This is a genomic window from Pseudomonas sp. 8AS, from assembly GCF_902506505.1.
Taxonomy (GTDB): domain Bacteria; phylum Pseudomonadota; class Gammaproteobacteria; order Pseudomonadales; family Pseudomonadaceae; genus Aquipseudomonas.
In genome coordinates, this window is sequence record NZ_LR733406.1 from 3,339,914 (window position 1) to 3,366,234 (window position 26,321).

Below are 26,321 nucleotides of genomic sequence, written 5' to 3' on the forward strand. Positions count from 1 at the left end.
TCTGCGGGAAAGCCTGTGCTATGAAGCAGACAGGCCATACTGTTAATAAGTAGCCACCCATTTAAGGAGCAAGCCCCATGTCCTACCAGCACATCCTGATCGCCGTCGACCTGACCGACGAATGCCATCCCGTCGTGCAACGCGCCCTGGACCTGGCTGCCAGCAACGGCGCCAAGGCCGACCTAGTGCATATCATCGAGCCCATGGCCATGGCCTTTGGCGGCGACGTGCCGATGGACCTGTCGCTGCTGCAGCAGCAGCAATTCGACCAGGCCAAGGAACGCCTGGTGAGTTTTGCCGAGCGCTATGAACAGCTGGGGAGCGGGCAACGCCATCTGGTGTACGGCCAACCCCGCCAGGAAATCCACCAGCTGGCCACCGAGCTGGGCTGCGACCTGATCGTGGTCGGCAGCCACGGACGCCACGGCCTGGCCCTGCTGCTGGGCTCCACGGCCAACGACGTGCTGCACGGGGCACCGTGCGACGTGCTGGCCGTACGCCTGAAGAAGCCGAGCTGAGAAAGGGGCGCCAGGGCGCCCTATTCGATGGCCTCGCCGGCGCTCATGACCAGCGGACGGATCTTTTGCAGCTGGGTCTCCAGCGATACCGTCATGCTCGACGACATGGAGAAGAAGGTGAGGAAGGCCTTGAGGTTGGAGTCGCCCTCACAGGTGTCGTGGATGCGCTGCCAGAAGGCCTGATTGACCAGTTGCAGCTGCTGGAACTGCTTGACCAGGCCCTTCAGCTCCCAGTCCGGGCGGCGCCCTTCGCGAAAGTTGAAATACTGCCGTGCCAGGTACAGGGAAATGGTGCGCAGGATAAACTCCTGGCTGCTGGCAAACGGCAGGTGGTTGTGCGCCATCGGCTTGAGACGCGCCAGCACCGGACAGGCGCACGTCGCCATGATCACCCCGAGCAGCGAGCGCAAGCCCTCCTCCAGGCTGACCTGCTTGCTGTATTCGCGCTCCGGCGTGCGCACCCAGACCTGCGCCTTCTTCACGGCTGGCAGGCCATGGAAATCCTCGATCACCCGATGCAGATCGACGGCCGCCGGGCAGTGGCTGAACTCGGTTTTATTCAGCGGGCAGTTGCTGCACTGATTGTGTTCCAGGCGCGTCCATTTCGGCGTCGCCTCGGCCCCCTGGTGATCATATTGCCGGTCCAGCTCGATCCTGTAGCTGAACTGATGGTTGTCATCCAGAGTAATACGGTACTCAATCGCCATGCGTGTCTCCGACAGGCTCCTCAGGCTTCCAGTTCGGCCCAACGCTCCAAGAGTTGGTCCAGTTCTTCTTGCAGGCTCTGCAGACGCTCCAGCACGGCCGCGGTGGTAGCCGCCGGCTGCTGGTAGAACGCCGGATCGGCGATCTGCGCCTGCAACGCTGCCAGCTGGGTTTCGAGGGCGTCGATCTGCCCGGGAATGGCCTCCAGCTCACGCTGCAGCTTGTAGCTGAGCTTCTTCTTTGCCGCCGCCGGGGCTGGCGCCACGGTTTCCTCCACGGGCGCAGCGGGTGCTACTGCGCTCAATTCGGCCTTGCCCGACTTGCTTTCACCCACGCCCAGCAGGCGCGGCGAGCCGCCCTGGCGCAGCCAGTCCTGGTAACCGCCGACATACTCGCGCACCCGCCCTTCGCCCTCGAACACCAGGGTGCTGGTCACCACGTTGTCGAGGAAGGCCCGGTCGTGGCTGACCATCAGCACGGTACCGGGGAAATTCAGCAGCACCTCTTCGAGCAGCTCGAGGGTTTCCACGTCCAGGTCGTTGGTCGGCTCGTCCAGCACCAGCAGGTTGGCCGGCTTGCTGAACAGCTTGGCCAGCAACAGACGTGCCCGTTCGCCGCCGGACAGGGCCTTGACCGGTGTGCGGGCACGCTGCGGGCTGAATAGGAAGTCGCCCAGGTAGCTCAGTACATGGCGGCTCTGGCCGTCGATGGTGATGAAGTCGCGGCCCTCGGCGACGTTGTCGATCACCGTCTTTTCCGGTTCCAGCTGGTGACGTAATTGGTCGAAATACGCCACTTCCAGCTTGGTTCCGACCTCGATCTTGCCGCTGGTCGGCTGCAGATCGCCGAGCAACAGCTTGAGCAGGGTGGTCTTGCCGGTACCGTTGGCGCCGAGCAGGCCAATGCGGTCGGAACGCTGCAGGACGAAGGAGAAGTCGTCGACCAGCTTCGGCCCGCCGGGGTGGGCGAAGCTGACATGCTCGGCCACCATCACCTGCTTGCCGGACTTGTCCGCGGTTTCCAGCTGGATATTGGCCTTGCCCTGGCGCTCGCGACGCTCGCTGCGTTCCTGGCGCATCGCCTTGAGCGCGCGCACGCGGCCCTCGTTGCGGGTACGCCGGGCCTTGATGCCCTGGCGAATCCACACTTCTTCCTGGGCCAGGCGCTTGTCGAACAGGGCATTGGCGGTTTCTTCCGCGGCCAGCTGCTGCTCCTTGTGCACCAGGAAGCTGGCGTAGTCGCCGTTCCAGTCGATCAGCCCGCCGCGATCCAGTTCGAGGATGCGCGTGGCCAGGTTCTGCAGGAAGGAACGGTCGTGGGTGATGAACAGCACGGCACCGTTGAAGCCCAGCAGCGCCTCTTCCAGCCAGGCGATGGCACCGATATCCAGGTGGTTGGTCGGTTCGTCGAGCAGCAGCAGGTCCGGCTCGGACACCAGCGCCTGAGCCAGCAGAACGCGGCGGCGCCAGCCACCGGAGAGCTCGGCCAGGGTCTTGTCGGCCGGCAGCTGCAGGCGGCTCAGGGTGCTGTCGACCAGCTGCTGCAGGCGCCAGCCGTCCTTCGCTTCCAGCTCCTGCTGCACATGCATGAGCTTGGTCAGGTCTTCGTCGGTGTGGATGTTCTGGCTGAGATGGTGGTACTGGGCGAGCAGCTCACCGACGCCGGCCAGGCCCTCGGCCACCACGTCGAACACCGTCCGCTCGTCGGCACGCGGCAATTCCTGCGGCAGTTCGCCGATCTTCAGCCCGGGCGCGCGCCAGATCTCGCCGTCATCGGGCATCTGGTCGCCCTTGACCAGGCGCAGCATGCTCGACTTGCCCGTGCCGTTGCGGCCGATGATGCATGCCCGCTCGCCGCGGGCAATCTGCCAGGACACCTTATCCAGCAGCGGCATGGCGCCGTAGGCCAGGGAAACATCGGTGAACTTGAGCAGGGTCATGACGGGCAACTTCCAAAAAACCGGGGACGCATTCTAACCGAGTTACCGGCAAACCTTGCTGGCATTTATGCATCATGCTTCACGCCCCGCCCCGGCGCTTTCGCCCGCGGCGCGCAAAAGGCTAAGCTAGGCGTATCGGTGCCCACTCACGCGCACTTGTTCTGTCTTTTGTTCGGAAGTGTCATGTACCGTTCCCTGCTCAGCCTGTGTTCCTGCCTGCTTCTCGGCACCCTCAGCCTCACCTGCGCCCAGGCTGCCAGCCTGCCCCAGCAACGCCAGATGTACGACGAAGCCAAACGCGCCCTGGCCAAGGGCAACAAGGAACCCTACCTGCGCTATGCCGAGGCCCTGCGCGACTACCCGCTGGAGCCGTACCTGGCCTATGACGAGCTGACCGCCCGGCTGAAATGGGCGAGCAACGAGGAAATCGAGAAATTCCTCGCCGAGCACGGCGACCTGCCGCAGGCCGGCTGGATGAAGCTGCGCTGGTTGCGCTGGCTGGCCGAGCGCGGCGACTGGCAGACTTTTATCAACCACTATGATCCCAAGCTGAACTTCACCGAGCTGGACTGCCTGTACGGCCAGTACCAGCTCAAGCACGGCATGAAGGCCGAAGGCAATGTCACCGCGGAGAAGCTCTGGCTGGTCGGCAAGTCCCAGCCGGAAGCCTGCGACGTGCTGTTCAACATCTGGCGTGGCGATGGCCAGCTGACCGAGGAACGCCGCTGGAAACGCGCCAAGCTGGCCGCCGAGGCGCGCAACTACGGCCTAGCCAGCTACCTGGTGAAGGGCCTGCCGAGCTACGACAAGCAAGGCAAGCTGCTCCTGGAAGTGGCGCAGAAGCCCCTGCTGCTGAACCAGACTGCCCGCTTCGTCCCGGCCGATCGCGCCATGGCCGATGTGGTCGGCCTCGGCCTGCGCCGTCTAGCCCGCCAGGATCCGGAAAAGGCCCTGAGCCTGCTCGACGTCTACGCCCGCACGATGAAATTCTCCGACGAGGAGAAAGTCGCCATCGCCCGCGAGATCGGCCTGACCCTGGCCCGCCGCTTCGACATGCGCGGCCTGGACGTGATGAGCAAATATGATCCGCAGCTGCGCGACAACACCGTATCCGAGTGGCGCGCCCGCCTGCTACTGCGCCACGGGCGCTGGGACGACGCCTACCAGCTGACCAGCCGCCTGCCCGCCGAGCTGGCCGCCACCAGCCGCTGGCGCTACTGGCAGGCGCGCAGCCTGCAACTGGCCCAGCCGCAGAGCAAGCAGGCCGCGGCCCTGTATCAGCCACTGGCCAAGGAGCGCGATTTCTACGGCTTCCTCGCCGCCGACCGGATCGAGGCACCCTACAGCCTGAACAACAAGCCGATGGCCATCGACCCGCGCGTCATGCAGAAGGTGCGCAACACCGCCGGCATCCGCCGCGCCCTGGAATTCCACGACCGCGGCCAGATCGTCGACGGGCGCCGCGAGTGGTACCACGTCAGCCGCCTGTTCAGCCGCGAGGAGATGGTCGCCCAGGCCAAGCTGGCCTACGACAAGCAGTGGTACTTCCCGGCCATCCGCACCATCAGCCAGGCCCAGTACTGGGACGACCTGGATATCCGCTTCCCCATGGCGCACCGGGCCAGCCTGACCCAGCAGGCCAAGCTGCGCGGCCTGCATTCCAGCTGGGTGTTCGCCATCACCCGCCAGGAAAGCGCCTTCATGGCCGACGCCCGTTCGCCGGTCGGCGCCATGGGCCTGATGCAGCTGATGCCGGCCACCGCCAAGGAAACCGCGCGCAAGTTCGGCATTCCCCTGGCCAACCCGCAGCAGGCCCTGGTGCCGGAGAAGAACATCCAGCTCGGCGCCGCCTACCTGAGCCAGGTGCACGGCCAGTTCAACGGCAACCGCGTACTCGCCTCCGCCGCCTACAACGCCGGCCCGGGCCGCGTGCGCCAGTGGCTGAAGGGCGCCGACCACCTGGCCTTCGACGTGTGGGTGGAGAACATCCCGTTCGACGAGACCCGCCAGTACGTGCAGAACGTACTGTCCTACTCGGTGATCTACGGGCAGAAGCTCAACGCCCCCACGCCGCTGGTGGACTGGCATGAGCGCTTCTTCGACGATCAGTGAGAACCCGCCCATGAGCAGCTGCACGTCGGAAAAACTGCGTTGAAGGCAACTTCGGACTGCTCATTGACACTAGTCAACTCCGCTTCCTCAGCTGCCTTCGCCTTGTTTTTCTCTAGCTCGCAGGCTCATGAACAGGTTCTAAAGCAAACAAAAAGGGCGCTGTACCAATAGCGTGTTGTATGCAGCTCCATGGTTTGCATAGGTGGAAAGCAAATCCGCGTAGCGGCAAGAACGAGCCATCAAGCAGCTCGGAGCCCGAGTCCCCGTCAGGAGGCCGAGTGGAGGTGTTGCGCAGGGGGACGAGCCGCAGGGATGCGGTGAGAGGCTTAAAGGGCCAGGGATGGCCCTTGTAAGCCGGCCCCCGGAGCGGCGCCGGAGGGAGGGCACCCGGAGCGAAGCGCAGGGCCGGATGTCGGGGCGCACTTCTCTTTGGTTACTTTCTCTTGTGCGAGCAAGAGAAAGTGACTCGCCCGGGTGGGCGAAACCCAAACTATCAGCCGCTCGGCAATCAGCTCAGCAGGGTGCCCTGAGGCCATCAGGTGCGCATGGAGCACCCTACAATGCAGAGCTCGCGCCCACGGATGGCATGCGCCCATTCAACACGCTATTGGTACATAGCCAACAATAAGGGCGCCCTCGGGCGCCCTTTACGATTCCGGGTATCTGCCCTACTCCAGCACTTCCACCGGCATGCCGACCTGCAACTCGCCAATGCCGCGCGGCAGCAGGTTCTGGCCGAAGTACACCTCGCCATCGCGCTCGCGGTAGGTTTTCAGGGTGGCCAGTGGCTCGCGGTCGACGCTGCGCTCGCCGGTCTGCGGGTCGATGGTGGTCAGCACGCAGCGGCTGCAGCCCTTGGTCACTTCGAACTCCAGGGCGCCGATGCGGATGCGCTTCCAGCCATCCTCGGCGAACGCCGCGCTGCCCTGCACCACCAGGTTGGGACGAAAGCGCAGCATCTCCAGCGGCCGGCCGACCCGCGTACTCAAGTCGTCCAGCGAGGCCTGGCCGATCAGCAGCAGCGGGAAACCATCGGCGAAGGCCACCTGGTCGCCGGGCCGGGCATACCGGGTATCGACCTGGCGCGCGCGGCTCTCCGGCACCTGCACCAGGCGGCAGGCACGGCCGGCAAAGGCGCTCAGCCACTCGGCGGCGGCATCGCCGGCATCCGGCACGCTCAGGTTGTCGCGCCAGACGCTGACCTCGCGCAGGTTGCCGTCGGCTTGCGGCAGGGCCACCTCCAGGCTGCTGCACCCCGGTGCACTCAGGGTCAGCCCGCCCGTGGCGCTCCACAGGGCGGACAGCTGGCTCATCTGCGGCAACAGGCGCTGGGTGAGGAATCGCCCGCTGGCCGCCTCCACCAGCATCCAGCGGCGGTCGCCGGCCAGGCCCAGAGCGCCCAGGTCAGCGCTGGCCAGGCTTTCGGCCCGGCCCGACTTGAGGGGGTAGCGATAGAGAGCAGCGAGGTGCATGGCCGGCATCCTTGAGGGCAAAGATGCCGGTTATACGGCGCGCGGGGCGACAGCTCAAGCCCGCCGTGTGCGGCGCACTACTCGTCGAGCAGCAGGCGCTGGCGAATCACCTCGACCAGCTTGTCCGGCTGGAACTTGGAGAGGAAGTTGTCGCAGCCGACCTTCTTCACCATGGCCTCGTTGAAACTGCCGGACAGCGAGGTGTGCAGCACCACGTAGAGGTCTTTCAGGCGCGGGTCGTTGCGGATCTCGGTGGTCAGCCGATAGCCGTCCATTTCCGGCATTTCCGCATCGGTGAAGATCATCAGCAGCTTGTCGGTCATCACCTCGCCGCTGTCGGCCCACTTCTTCAGCTGCTGCAGGCCCTTGAGGCCGTCGCTGGCGCTGTGGGTGCGGATCCCCAGCTGGGCCAGGGTCTCGCGCAGCTGGTTGAGGGCCACGCTGGAGTCGTCCACCAGCAGCACTTCACGACCGCTGGCCTTGGCCAGCAGCGGGTCGGCCAGCTTCTCGTCGGAGACCTTGGTGCTCATCGGCGCGATTTCCGAGAGCACCTTCTCCACATCGATGATCTCGACGATCTGCTCGTCGACCTTGGTGATGGCGGTCAGGTAATGCTGGCGCCCGGCGCCACCGGGCGGCGGCTGGATGGTTTCCCAGTTGAGGTTGAGGATGCGATCCACCCCGCCGACCAGGAAGGCCTGCACCGAGCGGTTGTACTCGGTGACGATGATGGTGCTGTTCTCCCCCGGCGTCAGTGGGCGCATGCCGATCGCCTGGGACAGGTCGATCACCGGCAGGGTCTGCCCGCGCAGGTTGACCACCCCGCAGACATGCGGGTGGCGGTGCGGCATCAGGGTCAACTTGGGCAGCTGCAGGACTTCCTGGACCTTGAACACGTTGATAGCAAACAGCTGCCTGCCGGCCAGACGGAACATGAGGATTTCCAGGCGGTTCTCGCCCACCAGCTGGGTGCGTTGATCCACGGTATCGAGAATGCCGGCCATTGCGCGCTCCTGTTAACTGAATCGGGTCTAGCCAGTGTATCGGCCGGTTACGGGCGAAATGAAATCGTGGCCAGACGCCATCATGCCTGAGCCGCCATGGCGGAACCAGCCTGGCGCCCGCCGCCGCTCAATCCGCCGCGCGCAGCAATGGCGAGCCCGCTGGCAGGTGCATGCGCAGGGCCGCGGGCCGTGCAGTAAAGCGCAGGTGCTTGCTCTCCAGCGGCTCGCCGTCCAGGTTGATGTCCAGCCCTTCGGCAGCCTCCACCTCGACCCAGGGCAGGCGAGCGCTGAGCGACACCGACTCCAGGCCGAGAATCCCGCCGGACAGCAGCGTGCCCAGGGTGCCGACCAGATCCGGCGAAGCCGGCACGATGCAGATATCCAGCAGCCCATCATCCACCCGCGCCTGCGGGCACAGCACATGACCGCCGCCGGCCTGGCGTCCATTGCCAATACCGAGGGCGAGGAACTCGCCTTCCCAGGTGAAGCCCGGCCCGCGGAAACGACCGAAGGCCGAGTGCACCTCGGAGAAGCGCGTCAGCCCGGTGAGGAAATAGGCGGCGCCACCGAGCAGTTTCTTAAGCTCTTCCGAGGTATTGGCGGTGATCCTCGAACCGAAGCCGCCGGTGGCCATGTTGAGGAACAGCTGGCCGTCCACCTCGCCCAGGTCGATCGACTGCGACGGCTCATCCAGCAGGGCCAGGGCCTCACCCGGCAAAAGGGGCACGCCGGCGGCGCGGGCGAAGTCGTTGGCCGTGCCCAGTGGCAGCAGCGCCAGGGAGGCTTGCGCAGCGCTGAGGGCCATGGCCTCGGCGATCTCGCGCAGGGTGCCGTCACCGCCACCGGCAATCAGGGTCGGGTAACCGGCCGCCAGCGCCTCGTCGACCAGGCGCGCGGCGTCGCCGGCCTCCCAGGTCAGGCGCACCGCCAGCTCCCAGCCGGCCTCGCGCCGCGCCAGCACGGCGGCGCGCACCTCTTCGTTGAGTGCCTGCTTGCCATGCAGGATCAGCAATGCCTTGCGTTCGGCCATGGCCTTTCCCCTCGCCCAGACTGCCCACGAGTATATGCGCAGCGCCCGGTGCAGGCGGCAGTGCCGCAAGCGAACGATCAGGCCGGGTAGCCGGTGATCTCGCGGATACTGCGGTACAGCGGGCGCAGCTGCTGGTACATGCGCAGGTAGACCTCGCGGTACAGCCGTTCGTAGACAGCCACCGCCTGCGGGTTGGGCTGGAACACCTTGCCCACACGGGTCATGGCGGCGATGGCCGTGGGGAAGTCCGGGTGCAGGCCGAGGCCGACGGCGCAGTCGATGGCCGCGCCGAGGCCGGAAGTCTCGTACAGGTGCGGGCGTTCGGCCGGCAGGTTGAAGATGTCGGCGGTCAGCTGCATGGCCGCATCGCTCTGCGAGCCGCCACCGGAGATGCGCAGGCGGCTGATGCGGGTGCCCGAGCGCTTCTCGATCTTTTCCTTGCCCTGGCGCAGGGCGTAGGCCAGGCCTTCGAGGATGGCGCGATACAGGTGCGCGCGGGTGTGCACGTCGCCGAAGCCGATGATCGAGCCCTTGGCCTCCAGGCCCGGCTCGCGGATGCCTGGTGACCAGAACGGCTGCAGCGTCAGGCCCATGGAGCCGGGCGGCACGCTGTTGACCAGCTCGTCGAACAGGGTTTCCGCCTCCACCCCCAGCTCCAGGCCGCGCTGGCGCTCGGCGTGGCCGAACTGCTCCTTGAACCAGCTGACCATCCAGAAGCCGCGAAATATCATGACCTCGGTGTTGTAGTGGTCGGGAATCGCCGCCGGGTACGGCGGGATCAGCGGGATGGTTTCCAGGTAGCTGGAACGGGTGGTGTTGATGGTCGCCGTGGTGCCGTAGGACAGGCAGGCGGTGCTCGGCTCCACGCCGCCGGCGCCGATCACCTCGCAGGCCTTGTCCGAGGCGGCGGCGATCAGCGGCAGGCCTTCGGGAATACCGGTATGCCGGCTGGCTTCGGCGGTGATGGAGCCCAGGCGCTCGCCCGGCTTGACCAGCTCGGGCAGCATCGACGGCCGGATCGAAATGGCCTGCCACTTCCAGTCGCTGGTTTTGGCCCAGCACAGGCGCTTGTAGTCGAACGGCAGGTAGGCCACGCAACTGCCTACCGAGTCGGCGAAACGGCCGCTCAGGCGATGGGTGAGAAAGCCCGACAACAGCAGGAACTTGTGCGTGCTGGCCCAGATGTCAGGCTGCTGCTGGGCGATCCAGTTGGCCTCGGCCTGGGCCCGAAAATAATCCACCGTGGCCTCCTCGCGGAGCAGCCTGAACAGCCAACCCCAAGGCCCCTTGATCCGCCCGGCCACCTCGGCGCGGCGCTGGTCCAGCCAGAGGATGGCCGGGCGCAGCGGCCGGCCCTCGGCATCCACGTTGACCAAGGTGCCGCGCTGAGTGGTCAGCGACACCCCGGCAATCAGGCGCTTGTCGATCTCGACGCTGGCCCACAGGCGCCGACAGGCCTCGCCGAGGCTGGCCCAGTAGTATTCGGGATCCTGCTCGGCCCAGCCGGGGTGCTCCGAGTAATAAGGCTCAAGCTCGACCTTGCCCTTGCCGAGCAGGTTGCCGGCCAGGTCGAAGAGCAGCGCACGCACGCTCTGGGTGCCGTTGTCGATGGCCAGCAGGTAGCGTTGTTCGGTCACGTCGGTTTCCACGGCAGGTCACGGCAGGCTGTAGCAACTGCGCCACAGCTCCAGATAGCGTTGTTGTTCGGTGTCCCAGCGCGCATCGCTCCAGCCCAGGCGCGGCTGGCACAGGGCACGGATGCGCGGCAGCTCGGCGGCGGCACCTTCGGCCAGCAGCAAACCGATGCGGGTGCGGCGCAGCAGCAGGTCGTCCAGGTGCAGCACCAGCTCGTCGTCACAGGCCTGGGCCAGCTCGGCCCAGAGGGTCTCACTGGCGCCAATGCGCTCGCCACCCAGCGCCTCCAGCAATGCCGCCAGCCCCGGCAACGCCAGGCCATGGCGACCGGCCAGGCGGCGCTGCTGCGTCGCGCTCAGGCCCGGCAGCGGCAGCGCCGCCGGCCGATGAAACACCGGCTGGCCGAGATCCTCGACCGTCCTGCCGGCGAACGGCGCACAGGCGCGCAGCACTTCCAGGGCCAGCAGGCGGAAAGTGGTCAGCTTGCCGCCGGCCAGGGTCACGCAGCCGGGCTCGAGCCACAGGGCATGCTCGCGCTTCTCGTCCGACGGTTTGCTGGTTGGTGCCGTGTCCGTGCTGACCACCGGCCGCACGCCGGCCCAGGTGGACAGCACATCGCCACGGGTGACGCCGGCGGCGGGAAATACCTGGGCGCAGGCGGCCAGCAGATAATCGACCTCCTCGCGGGCGATGCGTGCATCGCGATCCAGCGCCTCGCCATGATCCAGATCGGTGGTACCGATCACCGTGGCGCCTTCCCAGGGGAAGACAAAGACCGGACGCTTGTCCTGTCCATGCATAAAGCTGAGCGCCTGCGCCACCGGCAGACGCCAGGCCGGCAGCAGCAGGTGGCTGCCACGCAGCGGGCGGATATGTTCGCGGCCATCGCGCTGGCGCAGCTCATCGGCCCAGGCACCGGTGGCCTGAGCCACCACCCGGGCGTGGAAGGCGTAACGCTGGCCGGATTCGCTGTCCTCCGCCTGCAGCCCGACGACCCGGCCATTGTCGCGCGTCAGTTCGACTACGCGCAGGCCGTTTAGCGCTTCACCGCCCTCGGCCCGCGCTTCGCCCAAGACCCGCATGACCAGACGCGCATCGTCGGTCACCGCGTCAAGGAACTGGGTGGCCCCCAGCAGCTGCTCGTCCTGCAAACCGGGAGCGAGAAAACGCAGCTCGCGCAGCGGCTGATAACGATGCAGGCGCTGGCCGGCCAGAGCGTCGTAGATGCCGAGCAGCCCACCGAAGAGCTTGGGCCCGGGAAACTGCCCCTGATAATGGGGAAACAGGAACGGCAGCGGATCGACCAGCCCCGGCGCCTCACCGAGCAGGCGCTGACGCTCGCGCACCGAGTCGCGGGTCAGGCCGAGCTGGCCCTTGGCGATATAGCGCAGGCCGCCGTGGACCATCTTCGACGAGCGACTGGAGGTGCCCCAGGCGAAATCGCGCTGCTCCAGCAGCAGGCATTTCCAGCCGCGCCGCGCCGCCTCGCGCAGGATGCCGGCGCCGCTGATGCCACCGCCAACCACGATCAGATCCCAGTCGCGCGCCGCCAGCTCGGGCAACACCGCTTCGCGCCACTGCGCGTTCCAGCTCATCCTCAGTCTTCCAGCAGCACGCCGGGAGCCAGGCGCCCATCCGGGTCGAAATGCTGCGCCATGCTCTGCAGCGCGGCGATGCCCAGCGCACCCTTCTCCGCCTGCAAGTACGGCGCATGGTCGCGGCCGACGCCGTGCTGGTGGCTGATGGTGCCGCGGTTGTCGGCAATCGTCCGGCTGGCCGCCTGCTTGAGCTTGCTCCAGCGCGCCAGGGTCTCGCCGTAGCTGCTGCCCGGGCGGAACACGTAGGTGGTGTAGATGCTCGAACCCTGGCCGTAGACATGCGACAGGTGGGTGAACACATGCACCCGCTCGCCCTCCTCGCTCAGGCCATGGCGCAGACTGTCCTCGACCTTGTTCAGCAGGTTGTCGACGTTGCTCCAGTCGGTGGCGGTTTCCAGGGTGTCCACCGCGTAACCGGCCTCCCACAGGCCATGACGCAGGTAGGGGAAGCGGAAGCGGTTTTCCGCCCATTTCTTGCCCAGCAGGGTGCCGGTGAACACGCCACCTTCGGCGCGGAGGATGCGCTTGGCCTGTTTCACCGACAGCGCGTTCTGCGCCCGGTTGCCGGTGACGCCGAAGGTCAGCATGCACTTGCCGCCGCGGGCGCCGCGCAAGGCCAGGTATCTTTCCAGCCAGGCGATCTGCCCGGGATGGCCGGCCAGGGCCAGCTGGGTCTCGGTCTCGATGGCGTTGGACAGGCGCAGCATCGACAGCGGTACGCGGGCCTGCACCAGGGTGCGGATGCCGGCCAGGGCCTGCTGCCAGCTGGGCAGGAACACGGCGAAGAACTGCTCCTGCTCGGCCAGCCTGGTCACCCGCACCTTGACCTCGGAGATCACGCCGAAGCGCCCTTCCGAGCCGAGGATCAGCTCGCGCAGGTCCGGGCCGGCGGCCGAGGCCGGGAAAGTCGGGATATCCAGCGTACCGGCGAAGGTCTCCAGCTTGCCGCCGGCGAACAGCTGCTCGATGCGTCCGTAGCGCAGCGACTGCTGGCCGCTGGAGCGGCTGGCCACCCAGCCGCCGAGGGTCGACAGCTCCCAGGACTGCGGGAAGTGGCCGAGGGTGTAGCCGCGCGCGCGCAATTGCGCCTCCACCTGCGGGCCGTTGGCGCCGGGGGCGAAGGTGGCGATCAGGCTGCTCTCGTCGAGATCGAGCAGTTGGGTCATGCGCTCCAGCGACAGGGTCAGCACCGGCTTCTCGGACTCGACCGGGTTGATATGCCCGGCCACCGAGGTGCCGCCGCCGTAGGGAATCAGGATCACGTCGTGCTCGCGGGCCCAGGCCAGCAGCTCGCGGATCTGCTCTGGCGTTTCCGGCAGGGCCACGCCGTCGGGAAACACGCCGAACTCGCCGGAGCGCATGGCCAGCCAGTCCGGCAGGCTCTGCCCGCGGGCATGGCGCACGCGCACCTCGGCGTCCAGGCTGATCAGCGGATGGCGCGCGAGCAGACGCGAGGCCGGCACCCGGGCCAGCACCTGCGCCAGGCTGGCATCGGCCAGCACCTGGCCGGTACCGACCCGCGCCTCGAGGAAGGCGCCGCCATTGGCCGGCAGCACCACCTGCGTGGCCTCGTCACCCCATCCGTTCCAACGTCGCATCTGCCGCTCCCCTGTGTGTTCCGCTGACCATCGATGGCTGCCTATACTAGCCGGCCGCGTCACCCGGTCACTGTCAGATCGGGACAGCGGTCATCGCCAATCAAGACAAGCAGAACAACAAGAACCATGCTGACCCTCGGCTATACCTCGGTTCCCGCCCTGATCAAATACCTGCGCCATGCCGAGCGCCTCGGCCTGGACGTGGAAGCCGTACGCACGACGGTCGGCATCAGCGCCGAAGACCTGGCCGACAACGGCAAGCGCATTCCCAGCGAGCTGCACGAGCGCCTGCTCAGCCACCTGCTGGCAGTCTCCGGCGACCCGCTGTTCGGCCTGCGTTCGGCGCAGTTCGTGCAGCCCGGCTACTGGAGCGTGCTCGGCTACATCACCATGAACTGCGCCACCCTGGGCGAAGCCATGAGCCGCATCGTGCCCTACGAGAAACTGGTCGGCGACATGGGCACCAGCCAGCTGCTGGCCGCAGGCGACCACGTCAAGCTGGTCTGGAACTGCCGCCACGAACGCCCGGACATCCGCCGGCACATGGTCGAGGGTGTCCTCGCCTCGTGGATGCTCTATGCGCGCTGGATCGCCGACATGGACAAGTCGCCGCGCGAGGTGTGGATGGAGCATGCCCGCCCCGACGGCACCACCCAGGCCGATTACGAAGCCGTGTTCGGCTGCCCGGTGCTGTTCGAGCAGCCCTGCAACGCCCTGCTGGTGCCCATGGACTACCTGGCCATCCCCCTGCGCCAGGCCGATGCCAACCTGCTGCGCACCCTGGAAGAACACGCCCTGACCCTGATGGCCGGCCTCGACGACAACGAACCGCTGCCACAACGGGTGAAGAACGCCCTGCGCCTGCTGCTCAAGGACGGCCTGCCGCGCAAGGAGAAGGTCGCCGAGAAGTTCCACATGACCGTGCGCACTCTGCAGCGCCACCTGCAGAACGCCGGCACCAGCTACCAGGAAATCCTCGACCAGCTGCGCCAGGAACTGGCCGAGCACTACCTGCTGCGCAGCGACCTGGCGATCGAGGATATCGCCAGCTACCTGGGTTTCACCGAGGCGCGCTCACTGCACCGCAGCTTCAAGGCGCGCACCGGCATGACCCCAGGTGAGTACCGTGAGCGCGGCAAACACCTGCCGCTCGGCACGCCTAGTCCAGCAACTCGCTCAGCGGAATAAAGCGCAGCAGTTCGCCTTCGGCATAGGTCCTGTCCTCAAGCACTTCCACCAGGCCATCGGCCCAGGCGGCGCTGCGCAGCACGCCAGAACTCTGGTTCGGATAGAGCACCGCGCGGCCGCCTTCGAGACGCGCGCGCAGGTACTCGCGACGCTTGCCAGCCTTGCTCCAGGCGAAACCGGCCGGCACGTCGATGGCCAGCGGCTCGACTTCGACCACACCCAGACGCCGCAATAGATAAGGACGGGCCAGCAGGCCGAACGTGACCAGGGTCGAGGCCGGATTACCGGGCAGGCCGATCACCGGCACACCGCGGTAGTGGCCACAGGTCAGCGGCTTGCCCGGCTTGATCGCCAGCTTCCACAGGGTCAGCTCGCCGTCTTCCTGCAGCACCTGGCCAAGGAAATCCGCCTCGCCCACCGACACTCCGCCGGTGGACAGGATCAGGTCGACATCGATCAGCGCCGCCAGGGCATCGCGGGTGCGCTGCGGGTCGTCGGCGAGGATGCCGCCATCCACCACAGTACAACCCAGGCGGCGCAACCAGGCGCACAGCAGGCTGCGGTTGCTGTTGTAGATCTGCCCCGGGCCCAGCGGCAGGCCGGGCTCGATCAGCTCGTCGCCAGTGGACAACACCGCCACCCGCGGCCGGCGCCGCACCGACAACTCGGCATGACCCAGGGAGGCGGCCAGGCCCAGTTCGACCGGGCCCAGGCGAGCGCCGGCTGCCAGTACCTGCTCGCCGGCGCGGGTTTCCTGGCCCTGCGGACGCACGTTCTGCCCCACCCGCAGCGGTTCGCGAAAACGCACCCGGCCATCGGCCAGGACTTCGGCGTTCTCCTGCATTTCCACGCAGTCGGCGCCGGCCGGCAGCGGCGCGCCGGTGAAGATCCGCGCGCAGGTGCCCGGCTGCAGCGGCGCGGGCGCCTGGCCCGCAAGGATGCGCTGGCTGACCTGCAGCGGTTCAGCGCTGCAGTCGGCCAGGCGCAGGGCATAGCCGTCCATGGCGCTGTTCGGCCAGGGCGGCAGGTCCAGGCCGGCGATCAGCGCCTCGGCCAGCACCCGGCCATCGGCATCGGCCAGTGGCACCTGCTCGCACTCGCCAAGCGGCGCCGCATTGGCCTGGGCCAGCAGGCGCGCCAGGGCCTCCTCGACCGGCAGCAGGCTCATCCGCGGCTCTCGCAGGCCCCGACCGCCTTGAGGTGCGGCACGAAGTTGCAGGGCCGGTGACGGTTGTCCAGCTGCTCGGCGAGGATACCGTCCCAGGCGGTGCGACAGGCGTTGGTCGAGCCCGGCAGGCAGCACACCAGGGTACCGTTGGCCAGGCCGGCCAGGGCCCGCGACTGAATGGTGGAGGTGCCGATATCGGCCACGGAAATCTGCCGGAACAGCTCGCCGAAGCCGTCCACCTGCTTGTCCAGCAGGCAGCTCACGGCTTCCGGGGTGCTGTCGCGGCCGGTGAAGCCGGTGCCGCCGGTGATCAAAACCACCTGCACCTGGTCTTCGGCGATCCAGCCGGCGACCTGGGCGCGGATCTTGTACAGGTCGTCCTTCAGCAGCATCCGCGCGGCCAGCGTGTGCCCGGCGGCGGTGAGGCGATCGACGAACAGCTGGCCCGAGGTGTCGGTCTCCAGGCTGCGGGTATCACTGACGGTCAAAACGGCGATATTCAGCGGCACGAATGCCGCCTCGGCCTTGTGGCTCATGGCGCAATCCGGTTGTGGCGAAAACAGGCCGGTGTTATATCACAGGCCCCAGCCGGAGCACCGCCATGACCGATTCCAGCCCCCTTCCAGCCTGTTCCATCCTGCTCCTGGCCGGCGGTCGCGGGCAGCGCATGGGCGGCCAAGACAAGGGCCTGCTGGACTGGCGCGGGCAGCCGCTGATCGCCCACCTGCACACCGTGGTGCGCCCGCTGAGCGACGACCTGATCATCTCCTGCAACCGCAACGCCGAACGTTACGCCGCCTACGCCGATCGCCTGGTGGCCGATGACGACAGCGAATTCCCCGGCCCCCTGGCCGGCATCCGCGCCGGCCTCAAGGCCGCCCGCCGGCCCTGGCTGCTGGTCCTGCCCTGCGACGCCCCGCTGCTCGATGCGACCCTGCTGCAGGCCATGCGCACCCGCGCCGCCGAGCAGCCGGACAAGCCGCTGCTGATCCGTCGTGGCGAGCAGTGGGAACCGCTGTTCTGCCTGCTGCCGCTCAGCCTCGCCGGTGCCATCGAACAGGCCTGGCAGGCCGGAGAGCGCAGCCCGCAGCGGCTGTTGCTGCAGCTCGGCGCCCAGGCCTTCGCCTGCGCCGCAGACGACCCGCGCCTGGCCAATCTGAATACCCCCGAACTGCTGGCGGCGAGTGCGGCGCTCGCTCGGCCGTAGCACCTGCCCCCTGCGGCCCCGCCAGCTAGCCAGCAGCCCCGCAGCGCGGCACCGCGCCCCGCCTGCAAACAAAAAGTCAGGCTAACCCCTTGTGCAACAAAACTTTTTCGGTACAATGCGCGCCATTGAACGGAGCGTAGCGCAGCTTGGTAGCGCGTCTCGTTCGGGACGAGAAGGTCGCAGGTTCGAATCCTGTCGCTCCGACCAAATTCCCGAAAGCAGTGAAGCCGCCAGGCACGCTGCTCCGAAAACCGGCCCACAGAGGCCGGTTTTTTCATTTCTATCGCTCAGAAAACCCCATCGCCGCCCATTCAGAGCAGCGACTGCTGGCACCCCGCCGTCGGCACACCCTCCAGTTCGAGCAAGGCCTGCTTGCGCGCCAGCCCGCCGGCATAGCCGGTCAGGCTGCCATCAGCACCGATGATGCGATGGCACGGCACGATGATCGAGATCGGATTGAGTGCATTGGCCCGACCGATGGCCCGCGCCGAAGTCCTGTGCGGCAGAAGGCGGGCGCCCAGCTCGGCATAGGTCAGGGTGACGCCATAGGGCACTTGCCGCAGCCGGCTCCAGACTTCCTGCTGGTAGGGCGTGCCGCGGGGCACCAGAGGCAGATCGAAGACCCGGCGGCGCCCGGCGAAATACTCGCCGAGCTGGCGTGCGACCGGCACCACGGCCGCCGCATCGCGCTGCCAGGCGAAGCCCTGCCAGAGCGTCGGCGACTGTTGCTCATCGGCCAGAAAATCCAGGCGCAGCAAGGCGCCCCGCTCATCCACCAGGGCAATCATGCGCCCCAACGGGGAGTCGAGCAGATCGCCCAGCACCCCGCTTCGCTCAACTTGTCGCTGCATTCCATCCACCTGTTGCCTGGCGCATCCAAGAAACCCCGCTCGCCCGCCAGCCGACGAAGCCCGATAGGCAACAGTCAGCGCAGCTCGCTATGATCGGAGGCCATGACGCCCTCGCCACCGACCCGCCAACCCTGCCCACCCGGCGCCTGCATCTGCGGGCGAGAACAGCTGCTGGACAGCCCCGATGCCGACCTGCGCATCCTGCGCCTGACTCGCCCGGAGGAAAAGCGCCTGCTCGAGCGCCTGGAAAATATTGCGGACCTGAACGACCTCGAACACATGCAGCGGCGCATCCACGAGCAACTGGGCATTTGCCTGCAGGTAACCCCCGGTTTCAACGAAGTCCGCAGCATGCGCGGCATCGCCATCCATATCGAGGAACTGCCCGGCCTGTGCCGCAAAACCCGCCAGTCGATTCCCGCCGCGATTCGCCGCGGCCTGGAGAAACGCCCGGAGATCGCCTACAGCCTGCTCAACGCCCACGACCTCCTGCGCGACGCCTGAAACAGACAGAAATGCCGGGGAGCGACTCGCTCAGATATTCATGCCACCCCGGAGTGAGGCACCCGCATGGGAAAGCCCCAGCCGCGAGGGGGCTGAACGGAGTTTTCTGATCGCCACCCACGACCCTACCCCGCCTGCCCACACCCTGTGTGACCCGGCGAAAAATTAGGAATCTTCTGGCGACTTTGATTGGGATGGTGTCCCAGGGCAGGTTCGAACTGCCAACCTTCCCCTTAGGAGGGGGATGCTCTATCCAATTGAGCTACTGGGACCTGTAACGCGCGGCATACAACAGCGGAATTTGACCGGGCCGCATGTTAACGGGCATGCCCGGATTTGTCATGCCCAACCCAGCACTAACAAGGCACTACTCACGAAGCACAGCATTCCTTCACCTCCCACCCCACAGCGCAGCGCCAGCGCTTTTGCTGATTGGCACGCATTTCGGACAACTGGTGCTGGCAATGCGCCGGTATTACGCGCAAAATTCGACGTGTAATTGGCGTCAAATACTCGACCCACCACCGAATCGACGATGCTCAATCGACTGAACGGCTAGTGTCAAATGCTGTCAAAGCAGTAACAATTCCATAGCCAAGTGCCAGCATCGCTTTCCTGAACTAACCGGTTTAATGTATGCGCCCTATGAAACAAGCTATCTATTCCAGCCGTACGGCTGACAAGTTTGTGGTCCGCCTTCCCGACGGCATGCGCGAGCGCATCGCCGACGTGGCGCGCAACCATCATCGCAGCATGAACTCGGAAATCATCGCACGCCTGGAGCAGACCCTACTGCAGGAAGGCGCGCTGGGTGACGATCAAGAGTTGCGCCTGGACAGCCCCGAGCTTTCCCTGCACGAACGCGAACTGCTGCAGCGCTTCCGTCAGCTCTCGCATCGCCAGCAGAACGCCCTGGTCGCCCTTATCGCCCACGATGCCGAGCTCGCCACCGAACAGGCATGATACCCCTGCAAAAGCAAAGAAGCCGGCTTGATCGCCGGCTTTATGCCCATGCCTGGGTTAGCGGTTGAAAGTGCTATTGTGTGCCCAAGACCACAACAGCATCTACGCCTGACGTCGGCTGCCCGGCACAACACCCCACCGAGGCGATTCTTCAGCGCTTAGTCGCCAAATCTGAAGACGCACCGCCCAGATTTTCAGCAGACTGCCGCAAGCGCTGACGCTCTGGATATGGAAAGCCCGCAATCCAGACCAGGCATGCACGACCCCACAAATACGCGCAAACGCCGCATAGACCACCACCCCATCGATACAGAGCGCCGCAGCTTTATCCACCGAGGCTTGAGCGCACACCTTCGTACCGCACCAGCTGAAAAATCAGCGGAACACCCCTCACGGTCACGCACGACCCAAACAGGGATCTGATTCACCTCGCGCCTCGCATCCTGCCCACGCAACAGACCCTGCCAGCCACCCGCACCGGACTGGCGAGACACCAACCCACCACGGTGGCGAAATAACAACCGCAACAACACTGCCATCGCCAGTTCGACCTACAGCACGCCACTGGCCACCCCGGGAACAAGCCCCCAGATCACCCTCAAAGCGCTTTACTCAGGACCGACTCCAATCTAGACGATATTCATGACGATGCCCCCGAAAAGAAAAAACCCTGTGAAGATTTAGCCTCACAGGGTTCGGGGAACCACCTCATTACCGCTTTTTACCACCCAGCGACACGCCGCGTCAGTTCACACTCAGCCTGTCACGATTCTTCTCCAGAGTGGCCGCGCCAATGCCTTTGACTTCCAGCAACTCGTCAACCGAGGCGAATGGGCCATTGGCAGTACGGTGATCGACAATAGCCTGAGCCTTGACCTTGCCAATACCCACCAGGCCACTTTCCAGGGCAGACACATCAGCGGTATTCAGATTGATACGCGCCACCTCGACAGCAACCGCAGACTGGCTTGCATCGACGGAAGCAGGCTGGCTTGTGACCGGCTCCGCCGCGAAGACAGCAGCGGACAGAGCGGCAAGGCAGGAAAAGACCAGGGCAGACAGATTTTTCTTGAGCATTGCAAAGTTCCTTTTGCTATTGATAGGTGTGGCGTACCCCTGCCACGCCTTCAAGTTAGTTGCTGCAACGGCCCTGTCAAACCAGCAAGCCCAGCATTCTGTGCAGCACTGCACAACCCGACAGCAACAGCGACATTGCAAGCCCCCTACACCTTCACCTCACCCTGCCCTTCGACCTGTCGCCGCAACAGCAGCAGATCGCGCTGCTGGCGTGCGATGCGCAGGCGCAGACGGCCCAGCAGCCAGAGATTGAGCAGCAGGGAAAACACCGCGCCAAGGATGAAAGCGGCGGACATCAGCACCGCGACGGGAAACTCGGGGGTCAACCAGCCGAGGAACACCAGATGGCTTTGCTGGCGGTTTTCCAGCACGAACACCAGAACGGCCAGCGCCACCAGCAACAACCCGCCCAGCAGCAGCCAACGCTTCAAGCGGCTCAACATCCCAGCCCCCGCGAGACGAACTCACTCATCTTCGTTGACCCGATCACGCAGCTCCTTCCCCGGCTTGAAGTGCGGGACAAATTTGCCGTCCAGACGCACCGACTCGCCGGTCTTTGGGTTGCGACCGACACGTGGCGCCCGATAGTGCAGGGAAAAGCTGCCAAAACCGCGGATCTCAATGCGATCCCCAGTGGCCAGAGCCTGCGACATTTGTTCCAACATGGTCTTGATCGCCAGCTCAACATCCTTTGAGGAAAGCAACCCCTGATGGGTGACAATGCGCTCGATCAACTCCGACTTGGTCATGGTTTTCCCTTCTTTTTCAAGCGGCTAGATCACTAGATAGGAAGGTTTTAGCATGCTGGTCAGCTTTTGAACAGCCTATAAAACAAGGTGTTAGCGCAAAATCGCAGTAGCCGGGCAAGATAATTCGCCTGGCACCGATTTCGCCGCATGGCGTTGCCGCGCAGCACCGATGGACGCCAGCCTCGAGCGCTTTCCGGAAAAATCGACAGGCACAAAAAAGGGCGACCGAAGTCGCCCTTTTCCTGATCAACCTGAACTTAGTTCTGGTTCATCTGCGCGCGGATCAGATCACCAATGGTGGTCGGGCCGGTGCTTTCAACTTCCTGCTTGGTACGCAGCTCTTTCATCGCGTCCTTTTCGTCTTCGACGTCTTTGGACTTGATGGACAGGCTGATTACGCGGCTCTTGCGGTCGATGCTGATGATCTTGGCTTCGACTTCGTCGCCTTCCTTCAGTACGTTACGCGCATCTTCAACGCGATCACGGCTGATTTCGGAGGCTTTCAGGGTCGCTTCGATATCGTTGCCCAGATCGATGATGGCGCCTTTGGCGTCAACTTCTTTCACGGTGCCACGAACGATGGTGCCCTTCTCGTTGAGCGAGGCGTAGTTGGAGAACGGATCGTCTTCCAGCTGCTTGATGCCCAGGGAGATGCGCTCGCGCTCCGGATCAACGGAGAGGATGACAGTTTCCAGCTCGTCGCCCTTCTTGAAACGACGCACGGCTTCTTCGCCCACTTCGTTCCAGGAGATGTCGGACAGGTGAACCAGACCGTCGATGCCGCCGTCCAGACCAATGAAGATACCGAAATCGGTGATCGACTTGATGGTGCCGGAGATCTTGTCGCCCTTGTTGAACTGGCCGGAGAAGTCTTCCCACGGGTTCGACTTGCACTGCTTGATGCCCAGGGAGATACGACGACGCTCTTCGTCGATGTCGAGAACCTGAACTTCCACTTCGTCGCCGACGTTAACGACTTTGGACGGGTGGATGTTCTTGTTGGTCCAATCCATCTCGGACACGTGCACCAGGCCTTCAACGCCTTCTTCCAGCTCAGCGAAGCAGCCGTAGTCGGTCAGGTTGGTGACCTTGGCGGTGACACGGGTGCCTTCCGGGTAACGCGCCTTGATGGCAACCCATGGGTCTTCACCCAGTTGCTTCAGGCCCAGGGAGACGCGGTTGCGCTCGCGGTCGTACTTGAGGATCTTGACGTCGATCTCGTCGCCAACGTTGACGATCTCGGACGGGTGCTTGATACGCTTCCAGGCCATGTCGGTGATGTGCAGCAGACCATCGACACCGCCCAGGTCAACGAACGCACCGTAGTCGGTGAGGTTCTTGACGATACCCTTGACCTGCTGGCCTTCCTGCAGGGATTCCAGCAGAGCTTCGCGCTCGGCGCTGTTCTCGGCTTCCAGCACGCTGCGGCGGGAAACGACAACGTTGTTGCGCTTCTGGTCCAGCTTGATGACCTTGAACTCGAGCTCTTTGCCTTCCAGGTGAGTGGTATCACGCACCGGACGGACATCGACCAGGGAACCCGGCAGGAACGCACGGATGCCGTTAACGTCGACGGTGAAGCCGCCCTTAACCTTACCGTTGATAACGCCCTTGACCACTTCTTCAGCGGCGAAAGCTGCTTCCAGAACGATCCAGCACTCAGCACGCTTGGCTTTTTCGCGGGACAGCTTGGTTTCACCAAAGCCATCTTCAACCGCGTCCAGCGCCACGTGAACTTCATCACCAACGTTGATGGCCAGTTCGCCAGCATCGTTGTAGAACTGTTCAAGCGGGATCAGGCCTTCGGACTTCAGACCAGCGTGGACGGTTACCCAGCCAGCTTGATAGTCGATGTCGACAATGATCGCGGTGATGATCGCGCCAGCCTGAAGATTAAGAGTCTTTAGGCTTTCTTCAAAAAGTTCTGCAAAGCTTTCGCTCATGTTGATTCCTGTTGATCAAGGGCAGGGAATCTGCCCAAACCACACTCCAGACAATGTGGGTTCGTGATGTAAAAAGAGGCCTGCAGGACGTTGACTGGTCTCCTGCACGCCTCCTTGTCGACCGCGTGAGTGCGGTCTTTTACTACCCGGCGAGATCGCGGTTGGCGACCTCGCTGAGAATTCTTTCCAGCACCTGCTCGATGGTGAGCTCGGTGGAATCCAGCTGAATGGCATCGGCTGCCGGCTTCAGTGGCGCCACTGCGCGCTGCATGTCACGCTCATCGCGTGCACGAATCTCGTCTAGCAGACTGGGCAGGCTAACACCTTCCACCTTGCCTTTCAACTGCAGATAGCGGCGACGGGCGCGCTCCTCGGCACTGGCGGTGAGGAATATCTTCAGCGGCGCCTCGGGAAACACTACCGTCCCCATGTCGCGCCCATCCGCCACCAGGCCCGGCGCCTCGCGGAAGGCGCGCTGGCGCTGCAGCAGCGCATCGCGCACCGCCGGCAAGGCGGCGACCTGGGAAGCACCGGCACCGACCTGCTCGTTGCGGATGTCGTCGGTGACTTCCTCGCCTTCGAGAATGATGCGCTGGCCGTGACCGCCGCTGGCGGCGATGAACTGCACGTCCAGGTGAGCCGCCAAAGTCTTCAGCGCCTCTTCATTGGTCAGGTCGATACCATGATTGCGTGCGGCGAAGGCCAGCAGGCGGTACAGGGCACCGGAGTCCAGCAGGTTCCAGCCCAGTTGGCGCGCCAGCAGGCCGGCCACCGTGCCCTTGCCCGAGCCGCTCGGCCCGTCGATGGTGATCACCGTCGCCAAGCCAGTCATGCCTTACCCTCTTCCGCCACGCGGATGCCGGCCTGGGCCGCCAGGCCGAGGAAGTTGGGGAACGAGGTGGCCACATTGGCGCAGTCGTGGATGCGGATCGGCGCGCTGGCGCGCAGCGAGGCCACGCTGAAGGACATGGCGATGCGGTGGTCGCCATGGCTCCACACTTCGCCACCGCCGATCGGGCCACCTTCGATGATGATGCCGTCCGGGGTCGGCTCGGCCTTGACGCCCAGGGCGAGCAGACCGTCGGCCATCACCTGGATGCGATCAGACTCCTTGACCCGCAGCTCCTCGGCGCCGCGCAGCACAGTGCGCCCTTCGGCACAGGCCGCGGCGACGAACAGCACCGGGAATTCGTCGATGGCCAGCGGCACCAGGTCTTCCGGAATGTCGATGCCTTTCAGCTTGGCGGCGCGCACGCGCAGATCCGCCACCGGTTCGCCACCCACCTCGCGCTGGTTTTCCAGGCTGATATCGGCGCCCATCAGCTTGAGGATATCGATCACCCCGGTACGGGTCGGGTTGATGCCGACATGCTCCAGCACCAGCTCGGAGCCCTCGGCGATACTCGCCGCCACCAGAAAGAAGGCCGCCGAAGAGATGTCGGCCGGGACTTCGATATGGGTGGCACTGAGCTTGTGGCCGGACTCGACGCTGGCGACATTGCCGTCGACCGTCACCGGGTAGCCGAAGCCGCGCAGCATGCGCTCAGTATGGTCACGGGTCGGCGCCGGCTCGGTCACCGCGGTGTCACCGGCGGCATACAGGCCGGCCAGCAGCAGGCAGGACTTGACCTGGGCGCTGGCCATTGGCATTTCGTAATGCATGCCGGTCAGGCGCTGGCCGCCCTTGATGGTCAGCGGCGGACGCCCTTCCGGGCCGGTCTCGATGATCGCGCCCATCTCGCGCAGCGGCTTGGCCACGCGGTTCATCGGGCGCTTGGACAGCGAGGCATCGCCGGTCAGAGTGGTGTCGAACGGCTGCCCGGCGAGCAGACCGGACAGCAGGCGCATGGACGTACCCGAGTTGCCCACATAGAGCGGGCCGGGCGGCGGCTTGAGACCATTGAGGCCGACCCCGTGAATGGTCACCCGACCGTGATGCGGGCCTTCGATGACCACCCCCATGTCGCGGAACGCCTGCAGGGTCGCCAGCGCATCCTCGCCTTCGAGGAAGCCCTCCACCTCGGTGGTGCCTTCAGCCAGCGAGCCGAGCATGATCGAGCGGTGGGAAATCGACTTGTCGCCCGGCACGCGGATGCGGCCGGACAGGGAGCCACCAGGATTGGCGAGGAAAATCAGGTCGTTCGAATGCATGGCGTCCACATAGGCCCGACGGGCCAGGATTTTACTGAAATGCTCGCGGGCAACCCGGGCGCGGGTAAACACGCCCAGCAGTTGATGCCCGTCCCCTGCGTCAACCGCGTCGCGCAAGGCGTCGAGGTCGTCGCGAAATGCATCAAGGGTGCGCAGCACCGCCTCGCGGTTGGCGAGGAAGATGTCGTGCCACATCACCGGATCACTGCCGGCAATCCGCGTGAAGTCGCGGAACCCCCCGGCGGCGTAACGGAAAATCTCCAGGTTCTCGCTGCGCTTGGCCAGCGAATCAACCAGGGTAAAGGCCAGCAGGTGCGGCAGATGGCTGGTGGCGGCGAGCACCTGGTCATGGTGCTCGACCTGCATGTGCTCGACATCCGCACCCAGCGCGCGCCACAGCCCGTCGATCAGCGCCAGGGCAGCCGGATCGGTGGCCTCCAGCGGCGTCAGGATCACCTTGTGACGACGAAACAAACCGGCATTGGCAGCTTCCACCCCGCTCTGCTCGGAGCCGGCAATCGGGTGGCCCGGCACGAAACGCGGGTTGTCACTGCTAAAGGCCAGGCGCGCCGCGCGCACCACATTGCCCTTGGCGCTGCCGACATCGGTGAGCAGCGCATCGCCCAGTTCGAACCCCGCCAGCTGCGCCAGCAGCTTCTCCATGGCCAGGATAGGCACCGCCAGCTGGATCACCGCAGCCCCCTGACAGGCGGCCGCCAGGTCGGTTTCGCAGCGATCGACTACGCCCAGCTCCACGGCCAGGCGACGCGACTCGGCATCCAGGTCGACGCCGACCACCTCGGTGAACAAGCCTTTCTCGCGCATGCCCTTGGCAAACGAGCCGCCGATCAGGCCCAGGCCGACCACCACCAGGCGGCCGAGCTTGCCAGGCACAGATGGCGCGGACAT

General features: G+C 65.3%; 23 protein-coding genes and 2 tRNA genes. 7 read left to right on the top strand and 18 right to left on the bottom strand.

Annotated features, from left to right (window positions below):
* Positions 1-77 precede the first annotated feature (77 nt).
* Positions 78-518, top strand: a complete 441-nt coding sequence (locus tag GV001_RS15560; RefSeq protein WP_160081423.1) for a universal stress protein — start codon at positions 78-80, stop codon at positions 516-518.
* A 20-nt stretch (positions 519-538) separates the two neighbouring features.
* Here the strand turns inward: GV001_RS15560 and GV001_RS15565 are convergent, their stop codons facing one another.
* Both GV001_RS15565 and GV001_RS15570 read right to left on the bottom strand, forming a co-directional pair.
* Positions 539-1,225, bottom strand: a complete 687-nt coding sequence (locus tag GV001_RS15565; protein WP_160081425.1) for a hypothetical protein — start codon at positions 1,223-1,225, stop codon at positions 539-541.
* Positions 1,226-1,245: 20 nt separating this feature from the next.
* Positions 1,246-3,162: an ATP-binding cassette domain-containing protein gene (locus GV001_RS15570; protein WP_160081427.1), complete on the bottom strand. Its 1,917-nt coding sequence runs from the start codon at positions 3,160-3,162 to the stop codon at positions 1,246-1,248.
* Between the two features lie 183 nt (positions 3,163-3,345).
* On the opposite strand from GV001_RS15570, the gene GV001_RS15575 reads away from it, so the two are divergent.
* Positions 3,346-5,274 carry a transglycosylase SLT domain-containing protein gene (locus tag GV001_RS15575; protein WP_160081429.1) on the top strand — a complete coding sequence of 643 codons (1,929 nt, stop codon included), beginning with the start codon at positions 3,346-3,348 and terminating at the stop codon, positions 5,272-5,274.
* A gap of 668 nt (positions 5,275-5,942) precedes the next feature.
* Here the strand turns inward: GV001_RS15575 and GV001_RS15580 are convergent.
* The 6 genes from GV001_RS15580 to GV001_RS15605 form a co-directional block, all read right to left on the bottom strand.
* Positions 5,943-6,746 (bottom strand): MOSC domain-containing protein, encoded by an 804-nt coding sequence (locus GV001_RS15580; RefSeq protein ID WP_372238546.1) that lies wholly within the window; start codon positions 6,744-6,746, stop codon positions 5,943-5,945.
* A 77-nt stretch (positions 6,747-6,823) separates the two neighbouring features.
* Positions 6,824-7,750, bottom strand: coding sequence for a chemotaxis protein CheV (locus GV001_RS15585; RefSeq protein WP_160081433.1), 927 nt, complete (start codon positions 7,748-7,750; stop codon positions 6,824-6,826).
* Positions 7,751-7,877: 127 nt separating this feature from the next.
* Entirely contained in the window at positions 7,878-8,780 is a 903-nt protein-coding gene (gene yegS, locus GV001_RS15590) for a lipid kinase YegS (protein WP_160081435.1), read from the bottom strand.
* Between the two features lie 77 nt (positions 8,781-8,857).
* Entirely contained in the window at positions 8,858-10,417 is a 1,560-nt protein-coding gene (locus tag GV001_RS15595; protein WP_160081437.1) for an FGGY-family carbohydrate kinase, read from the bottom strand.
* Positions 10,418-10,435: 18 nt separating this feature from the next.
* A complete protein-coding gene (locus GV001_RS15600; RefSeq protein ID WP_160081439.1) occupies positions 10,436-12,010 on the bottom strand; it encodes a glycerol-3-phosphate dehydrogenase/oxidase in 1,575 nt (524 codons plus the stop codon).
* A gap of 2 nt (positions 12,011-12,012) precedes the next feature.
* Positions 12,013-13,611, bottom strand: a complete 1,599-nt coding sequence (locus GV001_RS15605; protein WP_160081441.1) for an FAD-binding oxidoreductase — start codon at positions 13,609-13,611, stop codon at positions 12,013-12,015.
* Between the two features lie 126 nt (positions 13,612-13,737).
* Between GV001_RS15605 and GV001_RS15610 the strand changes: the two genes are divergently transcribed.
* Complete coding sequence (locus GV001_RS15610; RefSeq protein ID WP_160081443.1) at positions 13,738-14,799, top strand: AraC family transcriptional regulator; 1,062 nt, start codon at positions 13,738-13,740, stop codon at positions 14,797-14,799.
* Here GV001_RS15610 and glp read toward each other — a convergent pair.
* Both glp and moaB read right to left on the bottom strand, forming a co-directional pair.
* Positions 14,771-15,967, bottom strand: a complete 1,197-nt coding sequence (glp, locus tag GV001_RS15615; protein ID WP_160081445.1) for a gephyrin-like molybdotransferase Glp — start codon at positions 15,965-15,967, stop codon at positions 14,771-14,773. The genes GV001_RS15610 and glp overlap by 29 nt on opposite strands.
* Positions 15,964-16,503, bottom strand: coding sequence for a molybdenum cofactor biosynthesis protein B (gene moaB / locus GV001_RS15620; protein ID WP_160081447.1), 540 nt, complete (start codon positions 16,501-16,503; stop codon positions 15,964-15,966). The genes glp and moaB overlap by 4 nt, the downstream gene beginning before the upstream one ends.
* 65 nt (positions 16,504-16,568) lie before the next feature.
* On the opposite strand from moaB, the gene mobA reads away from it, so the two are divergent.
* A complete protein-coding gene (mobA, locus tag GV001_RS15625; RefSeq protein WP_160081449.1) occupies positions 16,569-17,174 on the top strand; it encodes a molybdenum cofactor guanylyltransferase MobA in 606 nt (201 codons plus the stop codon).
* A 130-nt stretch (positions 17,175-17,304) separates the two neighbouring features.
* Positions 17,305-17,381, top strand: a tRNA-Pro gene (locus GV001_RS15630).
* 104 nt (positions 17,382-17,485) lie between these two features.
* Here GV001_RS15630 and GV001_RS15635 read toward each other — a convergent pair.
* Entirely contained in the window at positions 17,486-18,025 is a 540-nt protein-coding gene (locus GV001_RS15635) for a methylated-DNA--[protein]-cysteine S-methyltransferase (RefSeq protein ID WP_160081451.1), read from the bottom strand.
* A gap of 102 nt (positions 18,026-18,127) precedes the next feature.
* On the opposite strand from GV001_RS15635, the gene GV001_RS15640 reads away from it, so the two are divergent.
* Positions 18,128-18,529 carry a hypothetical protein gene (locus GV001_RS15640; protein ID WP_160081453.1) on the top strand — a complete coding sequence of 134 codons (402 nt, stop codon included), beginning with the start codon at positions 18,128-18,130 and terminating at the stop codon, positions 18,527-18,529.
* Positions 18,530-18,724: 195 nt separating this feature from the next.
* On the opposite strand, the gene GV001_RS15645 is transcribed toward GV001_RS15640, so the two are convergent.
* Positions 18,725-18,801: transfer RNA gene (locus GV001_RS15645), tRNA-Arg, on the bottom strand.
* Between the two features lie 364 nt (positions 18,802-19,165).
* Here GV001_RS15645 and GV001_RS15650 point away from each other — a divergent pair.
* Entirely contained in the window at positions 19,166-19,492 is a 327-nt protein-coding gene (locus tag GV001_RS15650) for an Arc family DNA-binding protein (RefSeq protein ID WP_160081455.1), read from the top strand.
* A 744-nt stretch (positions 19,493-20,236) separates the two neighbouring features.
* On the opposite strand, the gene GV001_RS15655 is transcribed toward GV001_RS15650, so the two are convergent.
* The 6 genes from GV001_RS15655 to GV001_RS15680 all read right to left on the bottom strand — a co-directional run bounded on the left by GV001_RS15655 (position 20,237) and on the right by GV001_RS15680 (position 26,321).
* Positions 20,237-20,569 (bottom strand): ComEA family DNA-binding protein, encoded by a 333-nt coding sequence (locus GV001_RS15655; RefSeq protein WP_160081457.1) that lies wholly within the window; start codon positions 20,567-20,569, stop codon positions 20,237-20,239.
* A 146-nt stretch (positions 20,570-20,715) separates the two neighbouring features.
* Positions 20,716-21,000, bottom strand: coding sequence for a lipopolysaccharide assembly protein LapA domain-containing protein (locus GV001_RS15660; RefSeq protein ID WP_256664941.1), 285 nt, complete (start codon positions 20,998-21,000; stop codon positions 20,716-20,718).
* Positions 21,001-21,033: 33 nt separating this feature from the next.
* Complete coding sequence (gene ihfB, locus GV001_RS15665) at positions 21,034-21,318, bottom strand: integration host factor subunit beta (RefSeq protein WP_137971639.1); 285 nt, start codon at positions 21,316-21,318, stop codon at positions 21,034-21,036.
* A 257-nt stretch (positions 21,319-21,575) separates the two neighbouring features.
* Entirely contained in the window at positions 21,576-23,261 is a 1,686-nt protein-coding gene (gene rpsA / locus GV001_RS15670; RefSeq protein ID WP_160081459.1) for a 30S ribosomal protein S1, read from the bottom strand.
* Between the two features lie 142 nt (positions 23,262-23,403).
* Entirely contained in the window at positions 23,404-24,093 is a 690-nt protein-coding gene (cmk, locus tag GV001_RS15675; protein WP_160081461.1) for a (d)CMP kinase, read from the bottom strand.
* Positions 24,090-26,321, bottom strand: coding sequence for a bifunctional prephenate dehydrogenase/3-phosphoshikimate 1-carboxyvinyltransferase (locus tag GV001_RS15680; protein WP_160081463.1), 2,232 nt, complete (start codon positions 26,319-26,321; stop codon positions 24,090-24,092). The genes cmk and GV001_RS15680 overlap by 4 nt, the downstream gene beginning before the upstream one ends.

Bases quoted from the DNA above. Each gene is read 5' to 3' on its own strand.
- GV001_RS15560 (WP_160081423.1), top strand. From the start codon at position 78: ATGTCCTACCAGCACATCCTGATCGCCGTCGACCTGACCGACGAATGC.
- GV001_RS15565 (WP_160081425.1), bottom strand. From the start codon at position 1,225: ATGGCGATTGAGTACCGTATTACTCTGGATGACAACCATCAGTTCAGC.
- GV001_RS15570 (WP_160081427.1), bottom strand. From the start codon at position 3,162: ATGACCCTGCTCAAGTTCACCGATGTTTCCCTGGCCTACGGCGCCATG.
- GV001_RS15575 (WP_160081429.1), top strand. From the start codon at position 3,346: ATGTACCGTTCCCTGCTCAGCCTGTGTTCCTGCCTGCTTCTCGGCACC.
- GV001_RS15580 (WP_372238546.1), bottom strand. From the start codon at position 6,746: ATGCACCTCGCTGCTCTCTATCGCTACCCCCTCAAGTCGGGCCGGGCC.
- GV001_RS15585 (WP_160081433.1), bottom strand. From the start codon at position 7,750: ATGGCCGGCATTCTCGATACCGTGGATCAACGCACCCAGCTGGTGGGC.
- yegS (WP_160081435.1), bottom strand. From the start codon at position 8,780: ATGGCCGAACGCAAGGCATTGCTGATCCTGCATGGCAAGCAGGCACTC.
- GV001_RS15600 (WP_160081439.1), bottom strand. From the start codon at position 12,010: ATGAGCTGGAACGCGCAGTGGCGCGAAGCGGTGTTGCCCGAGCTGGCG.
- GV001_RS15605 (WP_160081441.1), bottom strand. From the start codon at position 13,611: ATGCGACGTTGGAACGGATGGGGTGACGAGGCCACGCAGGTGGTGCTG.
- GV001_RS15610 (WP_160081443.1), top strand. From the start codon at position 13,738: ATGCTGACCCTCGGCTATACCTCGGTTCCCGCCCTGATCAAATACCTG.
- glp (WP_160081445.1), bottom strand. From the start codon at position 15,967: ATGAGCCTGCTGCCGGTCGAGGAGGCCCTGGCGCGCCTGCTGGCCCAG.
- moaB (WP_160081447.1), bottom strand. From the start codon at position 16,503: ATGAGCCACAAGGCCGAGGCGGCATTCGTGCCGCTGAATATCGCCGTT.
- mobA (WP_160081449.1), top strand. From the start codon at position 16,569: ATGACCGATTCCAGCCCCCTTCCAGCCTGTTCCATCCTGCTCCTGGCC.
- GV001_RS15635 (WP_160081451.1), bottom strand. From the start codon at position 18,025: ATGCAGCGACAAGTTGAGCGAAGCGGGGTGCTGGGCGATCTGCTCGAC.
- GV001_RS15640 (WP_160081453.1), top strand. From the start codon at position 18,128: ATGACGCCCTCGCCACCGACCCGCCAACCCTGCCCACCCGGCGCCTGC.
- GV001_RS15650 (WP_160081455.1), top strand. From the start codon at position 19,166: ATGCGCCCTATGAAACAAGCTATCTATTCCAGCCGTACGGCTGACAAG.
- GV001_RS15655 (WP_160081457.1), bottom strand. From the start codon at position 20,569: ATGCTCAAGAAAAATCTGTCTGCCCTGGTCTTTTCCTGCCTTGCCGCT.
- ihfB (WP_137971639.1), bottom strand. From the start codon at position 21,318: ATGACCAAGTCGGAGTTGATCGAGCGCATTGTCACCCATCAGGGGTTG.
- rpsA (WP_160081459.1), bottom strand. From the start codon at position 23,261: ATGAGCGAAAGCTTTGCAGAACTTTTTGAAGAAAGCCTAAAGACTCTT.
- cmk (WP_160081461.1), bottom strand. From the start codon at position 24,093: ATGACTGGCTTGGCGACGGTGATCACCATCGACGGGCCGAGCGGCTCG.
- GV001_RS15680 (WP_160081463.1), bottom strand. From the start codon at position 26,321: ATGTCCGCGCCATCTGTGCCTGGCAAGCTCGGCCGCCTGGTGGTGGTC.